The organism is Plantactinospora sp. WMMB334, from assembly GCF_049179095.1.
Classification (GTDB): domain Bacteria; phylum Actinomycetota; class Actinomycetes; order Mycobacteriales; family Micromonosporaceae; genus Plantactinospora.
Map to the genome: position 1 here is coordinate 8,360,415 of NZ_JBMHME010000002.1, position 19,259 is coordinate 8,379,673.

General features: G+C 73.2%; 23 protein-coding genes. 13 read left to right on the forward strand and 10 right to left on the reverse strand.

Annotated elements, in window-relative coordinates; genetic code table 11:
- Nucleotides 1-80: 80 nt before the first annotated feature.
- Nucleotides 81-3,959 (reverse strand): hypothetical protein, encoded by a 3,879-nt coding sequence (locus ACN27G_RS36400; RefSeq protein ID WP_421497132.1) that lies wholly within the window; start codon nt 3,957-3,959, stop codon nt 81-83.
- A gap of 183 nt (nt 3,960-4,142) precedes the next feature.
- Here ACN27G_RS36400 and ACN27G_RS36405 point away from each other — a divergent pair, with 183 nt between their 5' ends.
- On the forward strand, nt 4,143-4,706 hold the full coding sequence (locus ACN27G_RS36405) for a hypothetical protein (protein ID WP_421497133.1): 564 nt from the start codon (nt 4,143-4,145) through the stop codon (nt 4,704-4,706).
- 89 nt (nt 4,707-4,795) lie between these two features.
- On the opposite strand, the gene ACN27G_RS36410 is transcribed toward ACN27G_RS36405, so the two are convergent.
- Genes ACN27G_RS36410 through ACN27G_RS36420 form a run of 3 tightly spaced genes read right to left on the reverse strand, consistent with a single transcriptional unit; the run spans nt 4,796 to nt 5,817 of the window.
- The gene (locus tag ACN27G_RS36410; protein WP_421497134.1) at nt 4,796-5,035 is read right to left on the reverse strand and encodes a hypothetical protein; all 240 of its coding nucleotides are present in this window, start codon (nt 5,033-5,035) and stop codon (nt 4,796-4,798) included.
- Nucleotides 5,036-5,086: 51 nt separating this feature from the next.
- Nucleotides 5,087-5,263, reverse strand: coding sequence for a hypothetical protein (locus ACN27G_RS36415; protein ID WP_421497135.1), 177 nt, complete (start codon nt 5,261-5,263; stop codon nt 5,087-5,089).
- On the reverse strand, nt 5,206-5,817 hold the full coding sequence (locus ACN27G_RS36420) for a hypothetical protein (protein WP_421497136.1): 612 nt from the start codon (nt 5,815-5,817) through the stop codon (nt 5,206-5,208). The genes ACN27G_RS36415 and ACN27G_RS36420 overlap by 58 nt, the downstream gene beginning before the upstream one ends.
- A gap of 131 nt (nt 5,818-5,948) precedes the next feature.
- Between ACN27G_RS36420 and ACN27G_RS36425 the strand changes: the two genes are divergently transcribed.
- The 7 genes from ACN27G_RS36425 (at nt 5,949) to ACN27G_RS36455 (ending at nt 9,362) form a co-directional block, all read left to right on the forward strand.
- Nucleotides 5,949-6,251 carry a transposase gene (locus tag ACN27G_RS36425; protein ID WP_018735371.1) on the forward strand — a complete coding sequence of 101 codons (303 nt, stop codon included), beginning with the start codon at nt 5,949-5,951 and terminating at the stop codon, nt 6,249-6,251.
- Nucleotides 6,248-7,144, forward strand: coding sequence for an IS3 family transposase (locus tag ACN27G_RS36430; RefSeq protein WP_421491819.1), 897 nt, complete (start codon nt 6,248-6,250; stop codon nt 7,142-7,144). Before ACN27G_RS36425 ends, ACN27G_RS36430 begins: the two co-directional genes overlap by 4 nt.
- 301 nt (nt 7,145-7,445) lie before the next feature.
- On the forward strand, nt 7,446-7,865 hold the full coding sequence (locus tag ACN27G_RS36435; protein ID WP_421497137.1) for a Scr1 family TA system antitoxin-like transcriptional regulator: 420 nt from the start codon (nt 7,446-7,448) through the stop codon (nt 7,863-7,865).
- Nucleotides 7,858-8,217, forward strand: coding sequence for a Scr1 family TA system antitoxin-like transcriptional regulator (locus ACN27G_RS36440; RefSeq protein ID WP_421497138.1), 360 nt, complete (start codon nt 7,858-7,860; stop codon nt 8,215-8,217). Before ACN27G_RS36435 ends, ACN27G_RS36440 begins: the two co-directional genes overlap by 8 nt.
- Before the next feature lie 16 nt (nt 8,218-8,233).
- Nucleotides 8,234-8,434, forward strand: a complete 201-nt coding sequence (locus ACN27G_RS36445) for a DUF397 domain-containing protein (RefSeq protein ID WP_421497608.1) — start codon at nt 8,234-8,236, stop codon at nt 8,432-8,434.
- Complete coding sequence (locus tag ACN27G_RS36450; protein WP_421497139.1) at nt 8,431-8,937, forward strand: hypothetical protein; 507 nt, start codon at nt 8,431-8,433, stop codon at nt 8,935-8,937. Before ACN27G_RS36445 ends, ACN27G_RS36450 begins: the two co-directional genes overlap by 4 nt.
- Before the next feature lie 32 nt (nt 8,938-8,969).
- Complete coding sequence (locus tag ACN27G_RS36455; protein ID WP_421497140.1) at nt 8,970-9,362, forward strand: MmcQ/YjbR family DNA-binding protein; 393 nt, start codon at nt 8,970-8,972, stop codon at nt 9,360-9,362.
- Nucleotides 9,363-9,579: 217 nt separating this feature from the next.
- Here the strand turns inward: ACN27G_RS36455 and ACN27G_RS36460 are convergent, their stop codons facing one another.
- From ACN27G_RS36460 to ACN27G_RS36470, 3 genes are all read right to left on the reverse strand, one after another.
- Complete coding sequence (locus tag ACN27G_RS36460; protein WP_421497141.1) at nt 9,580-9,840, reverse strand: type II toxin-antitoxin system RelE family toxin; 261 nt, start codon at nt 9,838-9,840, stop codon at nt 9,580-9,582.
- Between the two features lie 107 nt (nt 9,841-9,947).
- Nucleotides 9,948-11,438, reverse strand: coding sequence for a glycerol kinase GlpK (glpK, locus tag ACN27G_RS36465; protein WP_421497142.1), 1,491 nt, complete (start codon nt 11,436-11,438; stop codon nt 9,948-9,950).
- A 31-nt stretch (nt 11,439-11,469) separates the two neighbouring features.
- Nucleotides 11,470-11,940: an ATP-binding protein gene (locus ACN27G_RS36470; RefSeq protein WP_421497143.1), complete on the reverse strand. Its 471-nt coding sequence runs from the start codon at nt 11,938-11,940 to the stop codon at nt 11,470-11,472.
- A 143-nt stretch (nt 11,941-12,083) separates the two neighbouring features.
- On the opposite strand from ACN27G_RS36470, the gene macS reads away from it, so the two are divergent.
- Both macS and ACN27G_RS36480 read left to right on the forward strand, forming a co-directional pair.
- Nucleotides 12,084-13,247: a MacS family sensor histidine kinase gene (gene macS, locus ACN27G_RS36475; protein WP_421497144.1), complete on the forward strand. Its 1,164-nt coding sequence runs from the start codon at nt 12,084-12,086 to the stop codon at nt 13,245-13,247.
- A gap of 46 nt (nt 13,248-13,293) precedes the next feature.
- Entirely contained in the window at nt 13,294-13,926 is a 633-nt protein-coding gene (locus tag ACN27G_RS36480; RefSeq protein ID WP_421497609.1) for a response regulator, read from the forward strand.
- Nucleotides 13,927-13,974: 48 nt separating this feature from the next.
- Here ACN27G_RS36480 and ACN27G_RS36485 read toward each other — a convergent pair whose 3' ends face one another.
- Complete coding sequence (locus ACN27G_RS36485; RefSeq protein ID WP_421497145.1) at nt 13,975-14,541, reverse strand: DUF5709 domain-containing protein; 567 nt, start codon at nt 14,539-14,541, stop codon at nt 13,975-13,977.
- A gap of 207 nt (nt 14,542-14,748) precedes the next feature.
- Here ACN27G_RS36485 and ACN27G_RS36490 point away from each other — a divergent pair, with 207 nt between their 5' ends.
- Nucleotides 14,749-15,948 carry a glycosyltransferase gene (locus tag ACN27G_RS36490; protein ID WP_421497146.1) on the forward strand — a complete coding sequence of 400 codons (1,200 nt, stop codon included), beginning with the start codon at nt 14,749-14,751 and terminating at the stop codon, nt 15,946-15,948.
- On the opposite strand, the gene ACN27G_RS36495 is transcribed toward ACN27G_RS36490, so the two are convergent.
- Both ACN27G_RS36495 and hisN read right to left on the reverse strand, forming a co-directional pair.
- Nucleotides 15,906-16,925 carry a hypothetical protein gene (locus ACN27G_RS36495; RefSeq protein ID WP_421497610.1) on the reverse strand — a complete coding sequence of 340 codons (1,020 nt, stop codon included), beginning with the start codon at nt 16,923-16,925 and terminating at the stop codon, nt 15,906-15,908. The two genes, ACN27G_RS36490 and ACN27G_RS36495, sit on opposite strands and share 43 nt — an antisense overlap.
- Nucleotides 16,926-16,996: 71 nt before the next feature.
- Nucleotides 16,997-17,788, reverse strand: a complete 792-nt coding sequence (gene hisN / locus ACN27G_RS36500) for a histidinol-phosphatase (protein WP_421497147.1) — start codon at nt 17,786-17,788, stop codon at nt 16,997-16,999.
- Between the two features lie 50 nt (nt 17,789-17,838).
- Between hisN and ACN27G_RS36505 the strand changes: the two genes are divergently transcribed.
- Together ACN27G_RS36505 and ACN27G_RS36510 are read left to right on the forward strand one after the other, a co-directional pair.
- Nucleotides 17,839-18,447 carry a DUF2087 domain-containing protein gene (locus tag ACN27G_RS36505; protein ID WP_421497148.1) on the forward strand — a complete coding sequence of 203 codons (609 nt, stop codon included), beginning with the start codon at nt 17,839-17,841 and terminating at the stop codon, nt 18,445-18,447.
- Nucleotides 18,448-18,532: 85 nt separating this feature from the next.
- Entirely contained in the window at nt 18,533-19,063 is a 531-nt protein-coding gene (locus ACN27G_RS36510) for an EXLDI protein (RefSeq protein ID WP_421497149.1), read from the forward strand.
- Nucleotides 19,064-19,259: the final 196 nt, after the last annotated feature.

Sequence of the window (19,259 nt, forward strand, 5' to 3'; positions counted from 1 at the left end):
GTCACGGCATCATGACCTGAGGGCGAACTGTCAGCGACGAAGCGAGGAGCGGAGCCGTGCCGTCGGACGGGCGGCGTGGCTCAACCCCGGCCGGCCTGCTCGCCGTCGAGGAGGAAGGTGTGCCGCTCGTCCGGGGTGAACGGCCGGGTGGCCCGGGTGGCCGCGGCGGCGAGGAGCCGCTCGACCGGGCCGCAGACGTCACATCTCCAGAGCCGGACCGAGCCGTCGGAGTGCACGGTGGCGACCCGTTCGCCGTCCGGGGCGAACGCGAAGCCGAGCGGTCCGGGGCCGAGCGTGCGCAGGGTCACCGGTTCGGTGGCGCCGGAGGCGGCCCAGAGCTGGACCCCGGCGAGTTCCTCGCCACCGCCGAGGATCGCCAGGTGCCGGCCGTCCGGGGTGTAGCCGAGCCGGGTGGTGGCGGCACCCTGGCCGGCGGAGGGGAGCACCACCCGGGCGGCCCCGCCGGTCACCGGCCAGATCCGGATGGTGCTGTCCCGGCTGAGCCCTGCCACCGAACCGCCGTCGGGACTGAACGAGACCGAGCTGACCGGGTCGCCGCCGCCGTCGAGGGTGCCGACCTCGTCCCCGGCGAGGTTCCGCAGGCGTACGCCGCCGTCCTCCGCCCCGGTCGCCACCCGGGAGCCGTCCGGGCTGAACGCCGCACCCGAGCCGGTCGGCGCCAGCTCGATGGCGACCGGTTGGCCGTCGAGCCGGTCCCAGAGCCGGATCCCGCCGCTGCCGCTGGTCAACAGGCGTCGGCCGTCCGGCCCGAACACGACCCGGGTCGCCGGCCCGACCTCGAACGCGACGAGTTGCCGCCCCGTCACCCAGTCCCAGATCCGGACCGTGCCGGCCGCGTCGACGCTGGCCAGCCGCCGGCCGTCCGGAGCGAAGGCCACGTCCATGGTCATCCCGACGTGCCCGCCGAGCACCACCGGCGCCGCGGGTGCCGAGATCTCCTGCGGTGCCGACCCGGTGGCGACGGCCGGGGCGGGCCAGACCTTCGCCGTACCGTCGAAGATGCCCGCGCTGGCCAGGTGGCTGCCGTCCGGGCTGAACCGGGCGGCGTGCACCAGGCCGCCGTGCGGCCGCGCGATCGTCGGGTCGAACGGGCCGCCGACGTCCCAGCGCCGGACGGTGCCGTCCTGGCCGACGCTGAGCAGCCGGCCGTCCGGGGTCAGGGTGACCGCGCAGACCGTGCCGGCGTGCCCGCGCAGCGGCAGCGGGTCGAAGGCGCCGCTCGGATCCCAGATCGTGATCACGCCGTACGCGTTCTTGGTGACCAACCGCCGCCCGTCCCGGCTGAACACGGCCGGGAAGGCGCTGCGGAGCCGGCCGAGCACGGTCGGCTGCCCGCTGCCGTCGGCCGGCCAGCTCCGCAGCACGCCGCCGTCCTCGGTGGTGGCGTGGTCCACCGCGACGATCCGGGCGCCGTCCGGGCTGAAGAGCAGGCTGGCGGCGGTGCCGGTCGAGTCGGGGAGTGAAATCGGCGGAGTCGGCATTACCGGCGGGATCGGTGGCCGGTCCGGCTCGGCGAGCCGCCAGATCCGGGCCGGGTCGTCGATGGTGGCGACGGCCAGCCGCCGTCCCTCCGGCGACCAGGCCAGCGAATACACGGCGCCGCGTCCGGCACCCGGCAGCCGGTGTGCCCGGGGCGTGCCGGTCAGCTCCCAGATCCGGACCGCCCCGGCCGTGTCACCGGTGGCGAGCCGGCGGCCGTCGGGGCCGAACGCGATGTCCCGGACCGGGCCACGATGCCCGGGAAGCAGCACCGGGCCGCGCCCCGGGTCGGCGGTGTCCCAGAGCCGTACCGAGGCGGACTCGTGCGCGCTCGCCACCCACCGGCCGTCCGGGCTGATCGCCAGGGCGATCAGCAGCTCCGGGCCCCGGCCGGGCAGCGTCACCGGCGGCCGGTCCGGGCTGTCCGGCCGCCACAGCCGCAGGGACGCCTCCGGGCCACCGGCGACCGCGTACCGGCCGTCCGGGGTGAGCGCCGCCTGCTTGATCGGCGCCGGGAAGACCTGGTGGGTCCGGACGCCACGCCAGCTCAGCGTCGCCTGCCGCAGCACGGTCTCGGCCTCGGCGTCCGGCCGCACGTCGTATGCCCGCCGGGCCAGCAGGAACGCCAGCTGGGGATCGCGGGCCATCTGGGCCCGCGCCCCCGCCACCAGTTGCCGGTGTACGGCGAGATCCCGCTGCCCCCGCGCCTGCCGGGCCTGCACGACGGCCACCGAGGCGAGCACTGTCACCACCGACACGGCGGCGGCCAGTGCGGCACCGAGCGCGCGTCGACGGCGTCGCCGGCCGGCCGCCCAGCGGTCCTCGGCCCGCCGGCTCGCGTCGAGGTACTCCCGCTCGGCGCTGGTCAGGCTCTCCGGGTGCGCCTCCGCCCAGCCGAGTGCCCGGGTCAGCGCCAGCCCCCGGTAGAGCCCGCCCGGGTCGCGGTCGAGTGACCGCCATCCCGCCGCAGCCTGGGTGAGCTGGCGGTGTATCCGTACGCCGTCGAGGTCCTCCTCCAGCCAGCGGTGCAGCCGGGGCCAGGCGTCGAGCAGCGCCTCGTGCGCCAGCCGTACCGAGCGGTCGTCCAGGGTGACCAGCCGGGCGGCGGCCAGCCGTTCCAGTACGCCCCAGGTGAGCGCGTCCGTGCCGGCCAGCTCGGCCCGGTCCACCCGGCGGGCGGTCGGCAGCCCGGCCCGGTCCGGCTGCCGGGCGGTCGGCAGCCCGCCGGGATCCGGTGGTGGCGCCGACGGATCGTCCCCGGTGCCGATCTCCACCATCCGGAGCAGCACGTGCCGGGCGACCCGGCGCTGCTCGGGGTCGAACTCCTGCCAGACCCGCTCGGCGGTCTGTGCCACCGCGCCGTCGATCCCGCCGGCCGCCTGGTAGCCGGCGAGCGTCACCGCGCTGCCCCGGCGTCGCCGCCACGCCTCCAGCAGCACGTGCGAGGCGACCGGCAGCGCGCCGGCCCGGCCGGCGACCTGGGCCACGATGGTGGAGACGAGGGCTCCCTCGACCATTGCTCCGGCGCGTTCGGCCGGGCGTACCACCGCGTCCCGGACCTGGGCGGCGGTCATCGGCCCGACCAGGACCTGGGCGTCGGCGAGCGCCGACACCAGCTCGGGCAGCTCGGCGCAGCGGCCGTAGAAGTCGGCGCGTACCCCGAGCACCACCCGCAGCCGGCTCTCCGGCGCGGCGACCGCCGCCAGCAGCGCCGCCACGAACCCGGCCCGGACGGTGGCGTCCCGGCAGAGCGTGAAGACCTCTTCGAACTGGTCGACCACCAGCCACAGGTCCGCCTCGGCGGGGGCCTCGGCCAGGAGTTGCCGGACCGCCAGGTGCAGCCGGTCGGGGTCGGTGGCCAGGTCGGCCCGGAGCGCGCCGGCCGTAACCCGGAGCAGCCGGGCGAGCTGCACCGCCAGCTCGCCGAGCGGGTCCGGCCCGGGGGTCAGCACCAGCACCGGCGGCCGTTCCGGCCGGGACGCGACGACGGGGACCAGTCCGGCCCGGAGTACCGAGGACTTGCCGCTGCCGGAGGCGCCGAACAACGCCACGAAGCGGCGGGCGGTCAACCGCTGCCGCAGGTCGTCGACCACGTCCTCGCGGCCGAAGAACCACTCCGCCCGGTCCGGTCCGTACGGCAGCAGGCCCTGGTAGGGGGCGTCGTCGGGGTGTGCTCCGGTCGTCCCGGGCGGCGGCTCGTCCCGGGCGATCCGGCGCCAGCGGGCCTCCCACTCGGCCGGGTCGCCGCCGCAGGCGGCCACGTACGCCAGGGTGACGGCGAGGGTCGGTAACCGCCGCCCGCCGGCCGCCTCGGAGAGCGTCGTCGCGGAGAAGTGCGCCCGGCGGGCCAGCTCCCGGTAGCCGGGGAGGCCCGCCTTCTCCCGCAGCAGGCGCAGCCCGGCGGCGAACTCGCGCACCTCCGGAGTTCCCGGCCCCAACTCGCCCTCTGGTCGCGGCACTCTTCCCCGCCCACCTGCTCCGCCTGCCGACGCTCCGTCGACTCTCTGCTGACTTCCTGTCGCTGTCCGGAGTTGATTGTCCGGGTCGGCGGGCCGAAGCCGGACAACGAGTCGGCGACTAGACATCTCCTCAGCCGGGGTGCGACAGGCGCCCCACCAGCAAGGATCACGAGGTGATCAGTAATGCGATCCGTTTCCCTTCCACGCCCGGTACGCCAGCTCTTCGATCGGCTGCCGGCGGTGGCGGTCCTGCTCGGACTGACCACGGCCCTGCTCGCCGGGACGGCGTCGCCGGCCAGCGCGGCGATCATCACCGTGCAGGACGGCTTCGAGGGCAACCAGGCGGCGAACTGGAGCTTCAGCCACGTCGGTAACGGCACCGGCGGGATCAGCTCGCTGCAGACCCACAACGGGGTCAAGGACGGGTTCATCTCGATGCACGGCGCCGGCTTCTCCTCGGTCGGCCGGCGGGTCTTCCTGCCACCGACGACGAGCTGCACGGCCGGCATCTGGGTCAACCCGGTGCTCGCCACCCAGCAGATCAACTTCGAGATCATCGAGCCGGCCAGTTTCACGTACGTGGCGCTGAGGACGGTGGTGCTCAGCGGGGACGCCCCGTACACCTTCGTCTCCACCTCGTGGAACCACGGCCCGACGGACATCCTGGTCCGGGTCTCGCTGATCGGCGTCAACGGGGTGCAGTTGGGGACCTGGGTCGACGACCTGGGCATCCTCTGCCACACCTGAGCCGGCGACGCGTCGTCACGCGGGTGCCGTCCCTCGGCGGGGCGGCACCCGCATCCGTCCGCCCTGCCGACGGTCGGGCGGTCCTCGGATCAGGTGGCGTCGTATGCGTCGCCGAGGGCGGTGACGAAAGCGGTGCTCAGCGCGCGGACCGAGGCTTCGGGTATCGCGCCGTCGAGCGCCCGCACCGCGAGGTCGACGCCGGCGGAGCGCCGCCGGCCGAACAGCTCCCGCAGGTGTTCCACACCGGAGCGGACGCTCGGCCCCGCGGTCGCGTCGTCGGCGATCTCCCGCAGGCGGCGACCTAGCTGTTCGGGCGACTCGGTCCGCATGAGTCGGACGATGTCGCTGGCGTCCTTGGGCTTCAACCGACCCGCGCGCCCTCAATCGGCGTCGGCGAGCCGTTCCCAGACCTTGTGCGCCTTCGCCACGAACAGTGCCGCCGTCCCGGCGACGGGGACCAGGAGCGATCGGCCGTCGGCGTCCGGTTCGAGGCTGGAGATCAGGACGTCGCTCTGGTCGGCCAGCGCCGCTTCCAGGCCCGGGGTACGCCGGGCCACGTTCCTGGCGTGTGGTGGTAGCCGTGCGGAGCGCCGCCCGGTCCCGGCCAGCGCCTCCGGGACGAGCAGATCGACCGGAACCTCGACTCGCGTACCCGCGACGACAGCCGCCGTGCCTTGGAGCCCCGTAGCCGAGCCGGCGGGCGGGGAGCCGGGCTAGGGCTCCGGTCCGCGCCCCGCACGCTGACGAAGATCGCTGGACGGTCGACGGCCAGCAGCGCGTTACCCGCCAGGTCGAGATAGGAGAAGCCCTGTGTCTTCAGGACTTCGCGGGTGCGAGGGCTGAACCAGGAGGTGACCACCAGCAGGGTCGGCTCACCAGGCGCCCACATGTCGATCCGAGACGCTGCGATCCGCTGCGCCTCCCGTGGGGTGACAGATCGCTTGGCCAGGACGAGGAGTTGCGCCGAGTCGCCGTCGGCGTCCCTGACCAGCCAGAGCGCGTCGGCACCCCGATCGGTGCTGGCTCGCTGCTTTACGAGCTGGAAGCGGTCGGGCAGCAGCTCGGCCAGGCGCGACCACGCCTGAGTAAGCAACTCACCCTTCTCGCCCATCACAGGTTAAGTTTGCCACAATCGTATGTTTGCTGGGCCAGCAAAATATGATTATTGGGCCTGACCCGGTTTGACGGACATCCGAGATCAGGGGGCTGTGAGCCCTCGGGAGGATGTTCATCATGGAAGGCATGGGAAAGAAGCCACGCCGGCCGCGCAGGGCGTTCACGCCGGAGTTCAAGGCGGAGATCGTGGAGGTGTGCCGGCGGGGTGACCGTACGGTCGGTCAGGTCGCGAAGGACTTCGACCTGACCGAGACGGCGGTGCGGGACTGGGTCAAACAGGCCGACCTCGACGCCGGGACCCGTACCGACGGGCTGGCCAGCGCGGAGCGCGAGGAGTTGGCGCGGTTGCGGCAGGAGAACCGTCGGCTGCGTGAGGACGTGGACATCCTCAAACGGGCCACGGCTTTCTTCGCGAAGGAGACCCGGTGAACGTGTACCCGTTCATCGAGGCGGAGAAGGCGCAGCAGGGCAACGTGAAGCGTGCCTGTGAGCTGTTGAAGGTCTCCCGGTCCGCCTACTACCAGCACCGCGCCGCCGGCCCGTCGCCCCGCCAGCGGGTCGACACCGAGCTGGCCGAACGGATCGCTGAGGTGCATGACGCTTCGGCCGGCACCTACGGCTCCCCACGGGTACACGCCGAACTCCGCGCGCAGGGCCGGCGGCACTCCCGCAAACGGATCGCCCGGCTGATGCGCACGGCGGGTCTGTGCGGTCGGACACCGAAGCGGTGGCGCACCACCACCGTGCCCGACCCAGCGGCAACCCCGCGCCCGGACCTGGTCGGCCGGGACTTCACCACCAGCCCCGCCGACGTCGACACCCGATGGTGCGGCGACATCACGTACATCAACACCTGGGAGGGCTGGCTGTACCTGGCCACCGTCATCGACCTGGCTACCCGCCGGGTCGTCGGGTGGGCCGTCGCCGACCACCTCCGCACCGACCTGCCCGCCCAAGCCCTGTCCAACGCCATCACGTCACGACGACCGACCGGGCCGGTGATCTTCCACAGCGACCGCGGCTGTCAATATACGAGCGGCCAGTACGCCCACCTCGCGAAGCGGCACAACGTCCAACTCTCAGCCGGACGCAAGGGGCAGTGCTGGGACAACGCCGTCGCCGAATCGTTCTTCGCCACCATCAAAACCGAGCTACTCGACCGGCGGGCCTGGCCCACCCGAGCCGCCGCCCGCACGGCGATCTTCGACTGGATCGAGGGCTGGTACAACACCCGCCGCCGGCACTCCACCCTCGGCTACCTCAGCCCCGCCGCCTACGAGGCCACCGCCTATACCAGCAGACCGCTCGGCAAGGTAGCGTGAGATCAACTTATCGACCCTGTCCGTCGAATCGGGTCAAGCCCATATCAGCAAAGAATGCAGCTCCGCGCCCTCCTGCTCTGAACCGCCGGTCCAAAGCCTTGCCCCCATGCGATGCCGGCGCTGTCGACCTCCGGGTCGATCGGCAGGAGTCGGCGATCAGCAGCGTCGCCTCGTAGCGGCTGGCCAGATCGCATTCCCAGTCGCCATCCCGGTAGAGCTTGAGACCAGCGTCCTCCCGGTCATGCCCGAGCTCACCCGCCGCCTCCGGCGGCACCAGGACGACCGTGTAGGAGGTTCTCAGATGACGAAGCCGAACCAGCCGACCGTCATCGGGCGCGGCTCGGCGGGTGAACTGCGCGGACTGCGACAGGCGAAACGCCTGAGCGTACGAGGAGTCGCGACCCAGCTCGGCTGGCAGGCATCGAAGCTGTCCCGGATGGAGACCGGGCGCCAGGGCATCCGGATCGAGGACGTCGCTTCGCTCTTGGTGATCTACGGCGTGACCGGCGATGAGCGCAAGCGCCTGCTGGCCATGGCGGAACGCTCGGCCGAGCCGGGCTGGTGGGAGGTGCTCGGCGGCCTCTCCGCCGAGTCGCGGACGCTCATCCCGCTGGAAGCGGAGGCGACGGCAATCGTCAACTTCGAGCCGCTGCTCGTGCCCGGCCTGCTCCAGACATCCGAATACACCCATGTCCGTGATGAAGGCTTGCGGTGTGGCTGACACCGAAGCGCAGCCGAGAGTGTTGCGCAGGGTGCTCGGCAGCCGACGGGTGATGGTCCGGCAGCTACACGCCCTGCTCGATGCCGCCGGGCGGCCGACAACCACCCTGCGGGTCGTGCCGCTGGCCGTGGGTGGGTACGCCGGCCTTGACGGCTCGTTCGCGCTGCTCGACTTTCCGCGCAACCGATCCGTCGTGCATCCGGAACACAAGATCTCCGGTCTGTTCCTGGAAGAGCCGGAGCAGGTGGCTTTCTACCGGCGCGAGGTGGATAGGCTGACGGAGGTGGCGCTCAGCGCTGCCGACTCGGCGGCTCTTGTTGCGCAGGTCGCAACGGAGCATGAGCGGGAGTGAGGCAGTCATGGTTCCCATGGGCCGGCCCAACCTGGTATGGCGCAAGTCCAGCCGCAGCGGATCGAACTCGAATTGTGTAGAGGTGGCCGAGTTGCCGAGCGTGGGGGCGGTACGTGACTCCAAGGATCCTGACGGCTCGGTGCTGCTCTTCCCGCGCGACAACTGGGCGACGTTCATCGCGGGTACCCGACGGGATGCCTCCGACGACACCCGTTGACCGTTCCTACCGACAGTCCGCCCTGGTTGATCGGTAGCTGGCTCATTGTTGTCGAGCGGCCGGAGCTTGTCGACGAGATGCTCGGCCGGGACGATTCCCACGCCGGGGTCGCGCTTCTCGCCCTCGTACTGAACCACCCGGATCCACTCGTCGTCACGGCGCGCGTGAGCCGGGGCCTGGCGTCGCCGAGTGCGCAGAACCGGGCCAACGCACTGCAGTCGCTTGGCCATCACGCCCGCCTGCACGGCTCGATCGACGCGCGCTCGGTCAGCCGCCTGCGCCGTGCCCTGCGCGACCGGACCCCGCTACACGGTTCCGAGCTTCGCGGGTACGCGGCCGACGCCGGTGACGACATCGGGACGTTCGTGCGGCGGCGCGAACTGCCCCGCTGGCTTCGACGCCGTTTCCCGGGGCCGCGTCGCCCCGCGCGACTGCGGTTGCCGGCGTCACGCCGGGCATCCGGCGCGGCGTCCGAACAGCATGAGAGGCGCGGTGGCGGGTAGGTCCGGCCGTCGCCATGTGCTTAGCTTCGGACATGGGACATCCCATCATGTTCGACGAGGCGGATCCGCTCCTGCGCCGGGTGCGGTCGCTCGCGCTGGCGTTTCCGGACGCGGCGGAGAAGATCTCCCACGGGCGGCCCGCCTTCTACACCACCAAGGTCTTCGCCTACTACGGCGGATCGGTGAAGGCCGACGGCGGCTACCGGCAACACGATCAGTCCGTGATCGTCCTGGCCGATCCCGACGAGCGCGCGGCGCTGCTGACCGGCGACCACTGCTATCTGCCGATGTATCTGGGCGCCTACGGGTGGATCGGGGTGGACCTGACCGACGGCACCGACTGGGACGAGATCGGCGAGCTGCTCGACGCCAGCTACCGGCGTACGGCCGGACCTCGCAGGGTGGCGGCACTCGATCGGGAGTAACAGCTCCGCTGCCAATCGGGATGGTGACCTGGCGGCTCCGTTGTCAGCTGTCGGGCACAGGCCGGAGCAGAGCCAGTGACGGATCGCCTGCGTCGCCCGGCCGGCCACGGGTCGCCGACAGGACGGCGCGACCAGGGCGCTGGTCCGGTTACGACTGACAACCAAATCAAGATCGGCAATTGTGAGCTGAGCCAGGCGTCGGCGGGCCACGGGCGGCTTATGAATAGACGTCCTTGCGATGCCCGACGGCGTGAATGGTCAACTCGTCACCGTCGAGGCGGTAGAGGACACGGTAGTCACCACGCGCAATCGACGCCCGGATCCGTCGCGCAGCTCGGTCGAGTTCTGTTGCGCCGGGTCGGAGACCAGGCCGAGGATCGCGCTCAGGACGGTGAGGAACACGTTGCGGGGCTGCTTGTGCAGCCAGACCAGCACCTCCCGGTCGATCTGAACCTTCACGCCGCCGCGGCCCAGCCACCGACGGAGCGACTGGGCTAAGAATTGCTTCACCTGATCACCTCCGGCGATCGCGCCGCGACGCTACGCGCCGCGCGACCGGACAATCCTCAACGCTGTCATCTCAGGTCACTCGTCCTCGACCCAGTCGAGGGTGCGGGCGACCGCCTTGTGCCAGTTGCGCAGCTCGCGCTCCCGGTGCGCCGGATCCATCGCCGGGCTCCAGTCGGCGTCCTGGCGCCACTGTTCCCGCAGCGTCTCCAGGTCCGGCCAGAAGCCGACCGCGAGGCCGGCGGCGTACGCGGCGCCGAGGCAGGTGGTCTCGCTGACCCGGGGACGGACCACCGGCACGTCGAGCACGTCGGCGAGGAACTGCATCAGCAGGTTGTTGGCGGTCATCCCGCCGTCGACCCGGAGCCGGCGCAGCGTCACGTCGGAGTCGGCGTTCATCGCGTCGACCACCTCCCGGGTCTGCCAGGCGCTCGCCTCCAGCACCGCCCGGGCCAGGTGGCCCTTGGTGACGTAGCCGGTCAGCCCGGCGATCACGCCCCGGGCGTCGCTGCGCCAGTGCGGGGCGAAGAGCCCGGAGAAGGCCGGCACGACGTAGCAGCCGCCGTTGTCCTCGACGGTCCCGGCCAGCTCCTCGATCTCCGGCGCGCTGGAGATCAGCCCGAGGTTGTCCCGCAGCCACTGCACCAGCGAGCCGGTGACCGCGATCGCCCCCTCCAGGGCGTACGTCGCCGGCCGGTCGCCGATCCGGTAGCCGACCGTGGTCAGCAGGCCGTGCCGGGACACCACGGGACTCTCGCCGGTGTTGAGCAGCAGGAAGCTGCCGGTGCCGTAGGTGCACTTGGCCTCGCCGGGGTGGAAGCAGGTCTGCCCGAAGAGCGCCGCCTGCTGGTCGCCGAGGGCGGCGGCCACCGGCACCCCGGCGAGGGGGCCCGTGGCGGTGCCGTAGACCTCCGCCGAGGAGCGGATCTCCGGCAGCATCGCGGCCGGGACGCCGAGCGCGTCGAGGAGCTCCGGATCCCAGTCGAGGGTGCGCAGGTCCATCATGAGCGTCCGGCTGGCGTTGGTCACGTCGGTGACGTGCCGCCCGGTGAGTTTCCAGATCAGCCAACTGTCCATGGTGCCGAAGAGCACCTCGCCGCGCTCGGCCCGCTCGCGCAGCCCGTCGACGTTGTCGAGCAGCCAGCGCAGCTTGGGGCCGGCGAAGTAGGTGGCCAGCGGCAGCCCGGTGCGCTCCCGGAAGCGCTGTTCGCCGTGGTCGGCGTCGAGCCGGCGCAGCAGCGGGCCGGTGCGGGTGTCCTGCCAGACGATGGCGTGCTGCACCGGCCGGCCGGTCGCCCGGTCCCACACCACAGTGGTCTCCCGCTGGTTGGTGATGCCGATCGCGGCGAGCCGGTCGGCGCCGATCCCCGCCCCGGCCAGTGCCTCCGGCACCACCCGCTCGACGGCGGCCCAGATCTCCTCGGCGTCGTGCTCGACCCAGCCGGGTCGCGGAAAGATCTGCCGGTGCTCCCGCTGGGCCATCGAGACGACGGTGCCGGTGGCGTCGAAGACGATGCACCGGGACGAGGTGGTGCCCTGATCGATCGCGGCGACGAACTGACCGGTCATCGCAGCACCGTACCCGGCGCCACCGACGGCGTCACCCGGTCGGCTGGTCCGGCTCCGGTGCGTCCGGTGCGGAGAGGCTGGCGCTGATCCGCACGGTGGTGCCCTCCGGGCCGCTGCGTACCACCATCTCGTCGCTGAGCTGCCGGGCCAGCCAGAGCCCCCAGCCACCCGCGATCTCCGGCGTGGGCCGGCTGCGGTCGTCGAGCCGGTCGGTGCCGATCCCGACGCCGGTGTCGGAGACGAGACAGTAAAGGATCTTTCCGGTACGCCACAGCCGCAGCCAGCCCTGCCCGCCGCCGTGCCGCACGGCGTTGGTGATCAGCTCGTTGGTGGCCAGCACGAAGTCGTCCAGCCGGTCGCCGTCGAGCCCGGCCTCCTCGGCCCGGGTCGTCACGGCGTGCCGGAGCTCGGTGACCCGGTCGCCGTCGAAGGTCACGGCGAGCAGCGGGGGAGTGTTGTCGCGTGCCACAGCCGTGAGGGCGAGGGGGTCTAGGTCGCTCATGGCCGTCCCGCCGCTGGTCGTGGAGTCCTTTCGTGGCTTTCCCACCCTACGTCAGGGTATGTAGCCGCGCATCCAGGGCGGGGGCGGCCGCCGCCGACCCCGGCGGGTCGCCCGAGGAATCCGGGCTGTGCGAGGGTCGGACCGTGCCGGATTCGTCGACCGACGGGCCGGGCGGTCGCCGCCGCGACCCGCCGGGCGGCCTACAGGCGCCGCTGTGGCGGTCGATCGCCGTCTACCGCTTCGCCGCCCTGGTGTACGTCGCCGTGCTGGCGGTCCGGAACCTGAACGACTACGCGCACCCGGTGGCGGGTGTGGTGCTGCTGGTGGTGATGACCGGCGCGACGGTGGCGGGCGGCTATGCGTACGCCGATCCGGCCTGGCGGCGCTGGCCGCTGCTCCTGGCCGACCTGGCGGTGGTGCTGGCGGTGGTGGTCGCCGCTCCCCGGGTGGTCGGCCGGGACATGCTGGACGCCGACGTGCCGCCGCCGAGCGTCGCCTGGCTGGCCGGGCCGGTGCTCGCCTGGGCGGTCTCCGGCGGGCGGCGGCGCGGCGTGGTGGCGGCTCTGATCATCGGTGGCACCGACCTGGTCGCCCGGGAACGCTTCGTCCAGGGGTCGCTGACCGGTGCCGCGCTGATGCTGCTCGCCGGGATCGCCGTCGGGCACGTCGCCCGGCTGGCGGTGATCGCGGAGGAGCGGTTGCAGCGGGCGGTCGAACTGGAGGCGGCGAACCGGGAGCGGGAGCGGCTGGCCCGGGGGATCCACGACTCGGTCCTCCAGGTGCTCGCCCTCGTGCAGCGGCGCGGCGCCCACCTCGACGGCGAGGCCGGTGAGCTGGCCCGGCTCGCCGGGGAGCAGGAGGCGGCGCTGCGGTCGCTGGTCGCGGGCCGGGCGCCGACCGGGCTGGACCGGCAGGAGGTCGACCTGCGTTCACTGCTCGGCCGGTACGCCTCGGCCACCGTCTCGATCGCCGGCCCGGCGACACCGGTGCCGCTGCCCGCCGCGGCGGCCGGGGAGGTGGCCGCGGCGGTCGGGGCGGCGGTGGACAACGTCGCCCGGCACGGCGGCGGGCGTGGCTGGGTGCTGGTCGAGGACGACGGGTCGGCGGTGACCGTCTCGGTCCGCGACGACGGGCCGGGGATCCCGCCGGGACGTCTCGCCGAGGCGGCCGGTCAGGGGCGGCTGGGCGTCGCCCAGTCGATCGAGGGCCGGGTCGCCGACCTCGGCGGCACGGTGCGGATCAGCTCCGTCCCGGGCGGCGGCACCGAGGTCGAGCTGCGGGTGCCCCGGGGTGGCCCCGAGGTCTAGGCTCGCCGGTGTGACCGACGAGGGCGTGGCGGAGGCCGTCCGGGTGATGGTGGTCGACGACCATCCGATGTGGAGGGAAGGGGTGGCGCGCGACCTCACCGAGGCCGGTTACCAGGTCGTCGCCACCACCGGCGAGGGGCGGCAGGCGGTCCGGGTCGCCCCGGCCACCCGGCCCGACGTGGTCGTACTCGACCTGCAGCTGCCGGACATCTCCGGGGTCGAGGTGCTCCGGGGCCTGCTGGCCGAGCTGCCCCGGGTACGGGTGCTCATGCTCTCGGCCAGCGGCGAGCAGCAGGACGTGCTCGACGCGGTCAAGGCCGGGGCGACCGGCTATCTGCTCAAGTCGGCCGGGCCGGCGGAGTTTCTGGAGGCGGTCCGGCGTACCGCCGCGGGTGACGCCATCTTCACTCCGGGACTGGCCGGCCTGGTGCTGGGGGAGTACCGGCGGCTCGCCGTCACCCCGGCACCGGCCGGCGACGACCTGCCCCGGCTCACCGAGCGGGAGACCGAGGTGCTGCGGCTCGTCGCCAAGGGGATGTCCTACAAGCAGATCGCCGCGCGGCTCGGGCTCTCGCACCGCACCGTGCAGAATCACGTGCAGAACACGCTCGGCAAGCTGCAACTGCACAATCGGGTCGAACTCACCCGCTACGCCATCGAGCGCGGGCTCGACGACTGAGCGCGTGCCGGGTCACGGCAGGGCGGGCGGAAAGGGCGGAAGGGCGGGTCACGGCGGCGGCTGGGTCTCGTTGATCGCCAGCTCCTCGGCGCTCGCGCCGCCGCCCGCGGCGCCCGCGTCGTGCGCGACCGAGTCGGTCTCGTCGTCGGTGCGGGCACCCTCGTCCGATTCCACCAGCCGGCCCACCGGACCGCCCCCCGGTGCGTCGCCGAGGTTGCCGTGGTCGTAGATCGAGACGGGGGAGTGCGGGTCGGAGGTCGGACCCGGATCGATCACGTCCGCGTCGAGCTGTGCCTCGGCGGCGGCCTCCTCGCTGTCCGCCTCGGCGGCGATCGCCGGGTCGACCGGACCGGCGAGCGGGTCGTCGACCGGGCGCTCCAACTGCTCCCGCCCGAGCTTGTGGTCCAGCGTCTCGCCGTCGGCCTGCTCCTCGGCGGTGTTGCCGAACCGGTTCACACCGAGTGGGAGGTCGGCCGGCAGCTCGGCGGGATCCCGGCCGTCCGCCTCCCGACCGCTGGCGACGTCGTCCCAGGCCGTCGAGTCGTCGTCGGCGGTGTCGGGCAGTCCTTCGGCCTCCGGGTCGGACACGGGCGTCGGAAACTCGTCATCGCGCATGACAGGTCACTACCCGCTCCCCGCGTACCCGTAACCGGGCGAACGTGGACCGGCGGCCGGAGGAACGCTCCGCAGTCGGTCGGCCGCGCGAATGCGGGCCGGCAGGAGGAGGCGGACCGGTTTGCCAGGTTTCCGCTCGGCCTGCCGTGGTTAATGGGAGCCTCTGATCGAATGACCGTTGCCCGTAGCCGTCGCTGGAGGTGACCCATGCGCGTTGGCCTCGTCTGCGCACACGCCGGCCCGCCGCAGGCCCGCCGCAACCGGTACGTCGGCACGCACCAGCACGTGGCCCGGGTGGCCGCCGAGCTGGCCGAGCGAGGTCACGACGTACGGGTGTACGAGCGGCTGGACGACCCGGAGGCGCCGCCGACCAGCGAGGTCGACGGCTACCAGGTGGAACGCGTGCCGGTCGGCCCGGCCCGGCGGGCCGCCACCGGGGAACTGGTGCCGCTCGTCCCCGAACTCGGCCGCTGGCTGACCGAACGCTGGGCGGCGGAGTGGGCGCCCGAGGTGGTGCACGGGCACTTCTGGATCGGCGGCCTGGCGGCGGCCAACGCGGTCCGGGAGACCGTCATCCCGGTCGTGCAGACCTTCCACTCGCTCGGTGTCGAGCAGCGCCGGCACCTCGGCGGGGCGTACCGGGGGCCGGGCCAGCGGATCCCGCTGGAACTCGCGCTGACCCGGGCGGTCGACATGGCGGTGGCCGGCTGCACCGACGAGGTCGACGAGTTGACCCGGATGGGGCTGCAACGCGCCTCGGTGGTGATGGTGCCGGGCGGGGTGGACATCGAACTCTTCACCCCGGAGGGCGAGGCGATGCCCCGGAACGGGCGACCCCGGATCCTCGCCGCCGGTGGCCTGGAGCCGGGGCACGGACAGGAGGACCTGATCCGGGCGCTGCGGCTGATCGGGGACGCGGAACTCGTCATCGCCGGCGGGCCGCCCGCCGACAACCTCGGCAACCACGCCGAGGCCCGCCGGCTGCGGGAGGTCGCCGAGCAGAGCGGCGTGGCCGACCAGATCCGGTTGGTGGGCGCGGTGCCGCACGACCACATGTCCGCCTGGTACCGCTCGGCAGACCTGGTGGCCTGCACGCCCCGGTACGCCTCGGCCGGGCGGATACCCCTGGAGGCGATGGCCTGCGGGGTGCCGGTGGTCGGCTACTCGATGGGCGGCATCGCGGACACCGTCGTCGACGATGTCACCGGCCGGCTCGTCCAGCCCGGTGACGTACGCGGGCTGGGCGTGACGCTGCGCCGGCTGCTCGCCGCCGACGCGGAGCGGTTCGCGTACGGGCACGCGGCGGTGGACCGGGTGCGGTGCAGCTACACCTGGGACCGTACGGCCGGTGCGCTGGAGCGCCTCTACGAGCGGGTGGTACGCCGCCGCCAGCCCGCCGCCAGTTGACCCGCCGGTGACCGGGCCGCCCCCGCGGGCCCCAACACCGGAGGAGTCGCCGGGCCGAGCGCGGGAGGGGTCGACGGGCCCAGCGCCGGGGCACCGGTGCGCCCGGGACGGCCCGTCACCGGCCGCTCGCCGTGCGGCTCGGGCCGGCGGCGGTCGCGCTGGTCGGGGAGCGGCACGTGCTGGTGTTGCGGCTCGGCGTAACGGGTCAGGCCGAGCACCGCGGCCAGGGTGACCAGGAAGCCGATCCCGGCGAGCCACTCCCGCCCCGGCCAGATCCGGTCGCCGAGCAGGAACAGCCCGACGATCGCCGCCGGCACCGCACCGGCGGCGTCCATCGCGGCCACCGCCGCCGTGGTCGAACCGCGCTGCATCGCCAGGCCGAGCAGCAACTGCCCGACGATCGAGTGGGTGATCAGCAGGTAGAGCAGCGGGTCCCGGAGGAAGGCGTCGAAGGAGTGCTCGGAGGCGAGCGGCCGGGCGGCCACCGCCGCCGCCGAGAAGGCCAGCCCGGCCAGCGCGCCGAGCGCCACCGAGCCGGGCGCGCCGTGCAGGCGTACGGCGAAGAAACCGAGCCCGCCGATCACGCCGAGCGCGGCGACCAGGGCGACCACGCCGGCGGTGCCGAGCTGCCGGGACGGCGCCGGTTTCGCGGCCAGCACCAGCGCGGTGATCCCGACCAGCAGGAGCACCAGCAGCAGGACCTCGGCGGCCGGCAGCCGCCACTTGAGCACCAGCACCCCGAGCAGGGCGGTCACGCCCAGCGCCCCCGCCACGCTCGCCTGCACCAGGAAGAGCGGGAGGTCGCGCCGGGCCAGGAAGGCGAGGACGAAGCCGAGCATCTGGCAGGCGACGCCGACCAGATAGCTGCGGTGCCCGGCCAGCCGCAGCAGCAGTCCGGGGTCGAAGGTGTGGTGCAGGGTCGTCCGGGCCGCCGCCACCGACTGGAGCAGGTTGGCCACGCCGTAGACGGCGATCATTGCCGCGAGGAAGCACCAACCGGGGGACACCTGGCGAGGATAGAGGCTGATGCGCCGCGTCGCGCGGCCGGCTAGCCGAGCCGGCGGAGGAGATCCTGGTGCAGTTTGCCGTTGCTGGCCACGGCGCTGCCGCCGCCCGGCCCGGGGCGTCCGGCCAGGTCGGTGAAGGTGCCGCCGGCCTCGGTCACGACCGGGATCAGCGCCGCCAGGTCCCACAGCGACAGCTCCGGCTCGACCATCGCGTCGACCGCGCCCTCGGCGACCAGCATGTAGCCGTAGAAGTCCCCGTACGCCCGGCTCCGCCACGCCGTCCGGAGGATGTCGAGCATCGGGTCGAGCCGGCCGCTCTCCTCCCAGCCGTGCAGCGAGGAGTAGCAGAAGCTGGCGTCGGCGAGCCGGCCGACCCCGGAGACCCGGATCGGGGAGGCGGCGGCCTGGTGCCGGCCCGCGTACGCGCCGAGCCCGGTCGCCGCCCACCAGCGGCGCCCGAGGGCCGGGGCGGAGACCAGCCCGACCACCGGGACGTCCCCGTCCATCAGCGAGATGAGGGTGGCCCAGATCGGCACGCCCCGGACGAAGTTCTTGGTGCCGTCGATCGGGTCGATCACCCACTGCCGGGAGCCGGCTCCGGCGGGCGGGGCCGAGGCGCCGTACTCCTCGCCGAGCACGCCGTCCCGGGGTCGGGTGCGGGCCAGGGTGGCCCGGACGGCCTTCTCCACCGCGGTGTCGGCGTCGGTCACCGGGGTCAGGTCCGGCTTCGCCTCGACGCGCAGGTCGAGGGCGCGGAACCGGGCCATCGAGATCGAGTCGGCGGTGTCGGCGAGCACGTGCGCCAGGGACAGGTCGTCCGCGTACCGGGCCATGGCGGAAACGTACTCGATCCGGTCCAGCCGGTGCGTTAGCATCCCGCGCCGTGACGACCGAACCGATCTCCGAACCGTCTCCCGCCCTCCTCGTCGGACTGCTCGCCGAGCCGGACCGGCTGGCGACCTTCGCGGCCGTGGTGCTCGGCGCGGGTGATCCGGCCGAGGTGGCGGAGCGGACCGCGCTGCCCGTCCGGGCCGTGGTCGCCGCGCTGCGCCGGCTGGAGTCCGGCGGCCTGGTCGAGACCGTGCAGGGCCGGGCGGTCGCCGTGCCCGGCGCGTTCAAGGAGGCGGTACGGTCGCAGCCGTCCGCCGCCGACGGACCCACCGGGGAACTGGATCCGGACCGGGCGACCGCCGCCGTGCTCCGGTCCTTTCTCCGGGACGGCCGGATCAGCCAGTTGCCGGCCGCCCGGGGCAAGCGGCGGCTGCTGCTGGAACACGTCGTGACGGTCTTCGAGCCGGGTGTGCGCTACACCGAGCGGGAGGTGAACGCGCTGCTGCGGGCCTGGCACGACGACTACGCGGCGCTGCGCCGCTACCTCGTCGACGAGGTGCTGCTGACCCGCCGGGACGGCGTCTACTGGCGCAGCGGCGGCCCGGTCGACCTCGATCCGGGCCCGGCCACGACCGATCCGGACGGCACCCAGGGCAGCTAGGGCTCGGGTCCGGACCGGCGACGGCGGCCCGTGCCGCCTTGTGGGTACGTATATGTATGCGTATAGTCTGCCTGGGGGGAGTGCGATGCCGAACAAGACGATCTACGTCTCCGACGACGACCTGCCGCTGTTCCAACGCGCTCAGGAACTCGCCGGGGGCACGATGTCGGCGGCCATCTCGGCGGCGCTGCGGCGCTACGTGGAGGTTGAGGAGGGCCGGAAACAGGGGTACGACGAGATCATCGTGCGTGTCGGTCCCGGGCTGGGTCGCAAGCAGCGGTTCTCCGGCGTGCTGCTCGCCGAGTGGGAGCGGTCCACGAACGAGCGGACCGAGACCTTCCGGGTCTACCGGTCCCGGAAGGGGAAGTTCGTGGTCCACCTCGAGCGCTCCGAGAGCTACCGGAACGTCGGTCCGAACGCCGAGAAGTGGAACACCGGGTGGCGTGCCTGGGTCGGGGACTGGAGCGCGAACCAGACCTGGACGCGTACGCCCGCCGACTCCAGCCTGCGCGTCGCCGAGACCCTCGACGAACTGCGCGAGACGCTTCCGGTCGAACTGTACGACGTAGTCGTCGACGTGGTGGAACAGCCCACGGTCGAAGACCTCGACATCTGATCCCTCGACATCCGGTGGACCCGGCGCGGGTGATCGACCTGGCGCACGCCGGACCGTAGCGGGCCGGTGGGCCGACCCGTCCCTGCGCGCCGGTCTGCGCGCGGCCTGAGCGGGCCGGCGGATGACCGCGCCGTGGCAGCCCTCGTCGTCCGCCAGCGGTCGGGCCGGCGAACCACCGCGGCCCGTCGATCCGGTC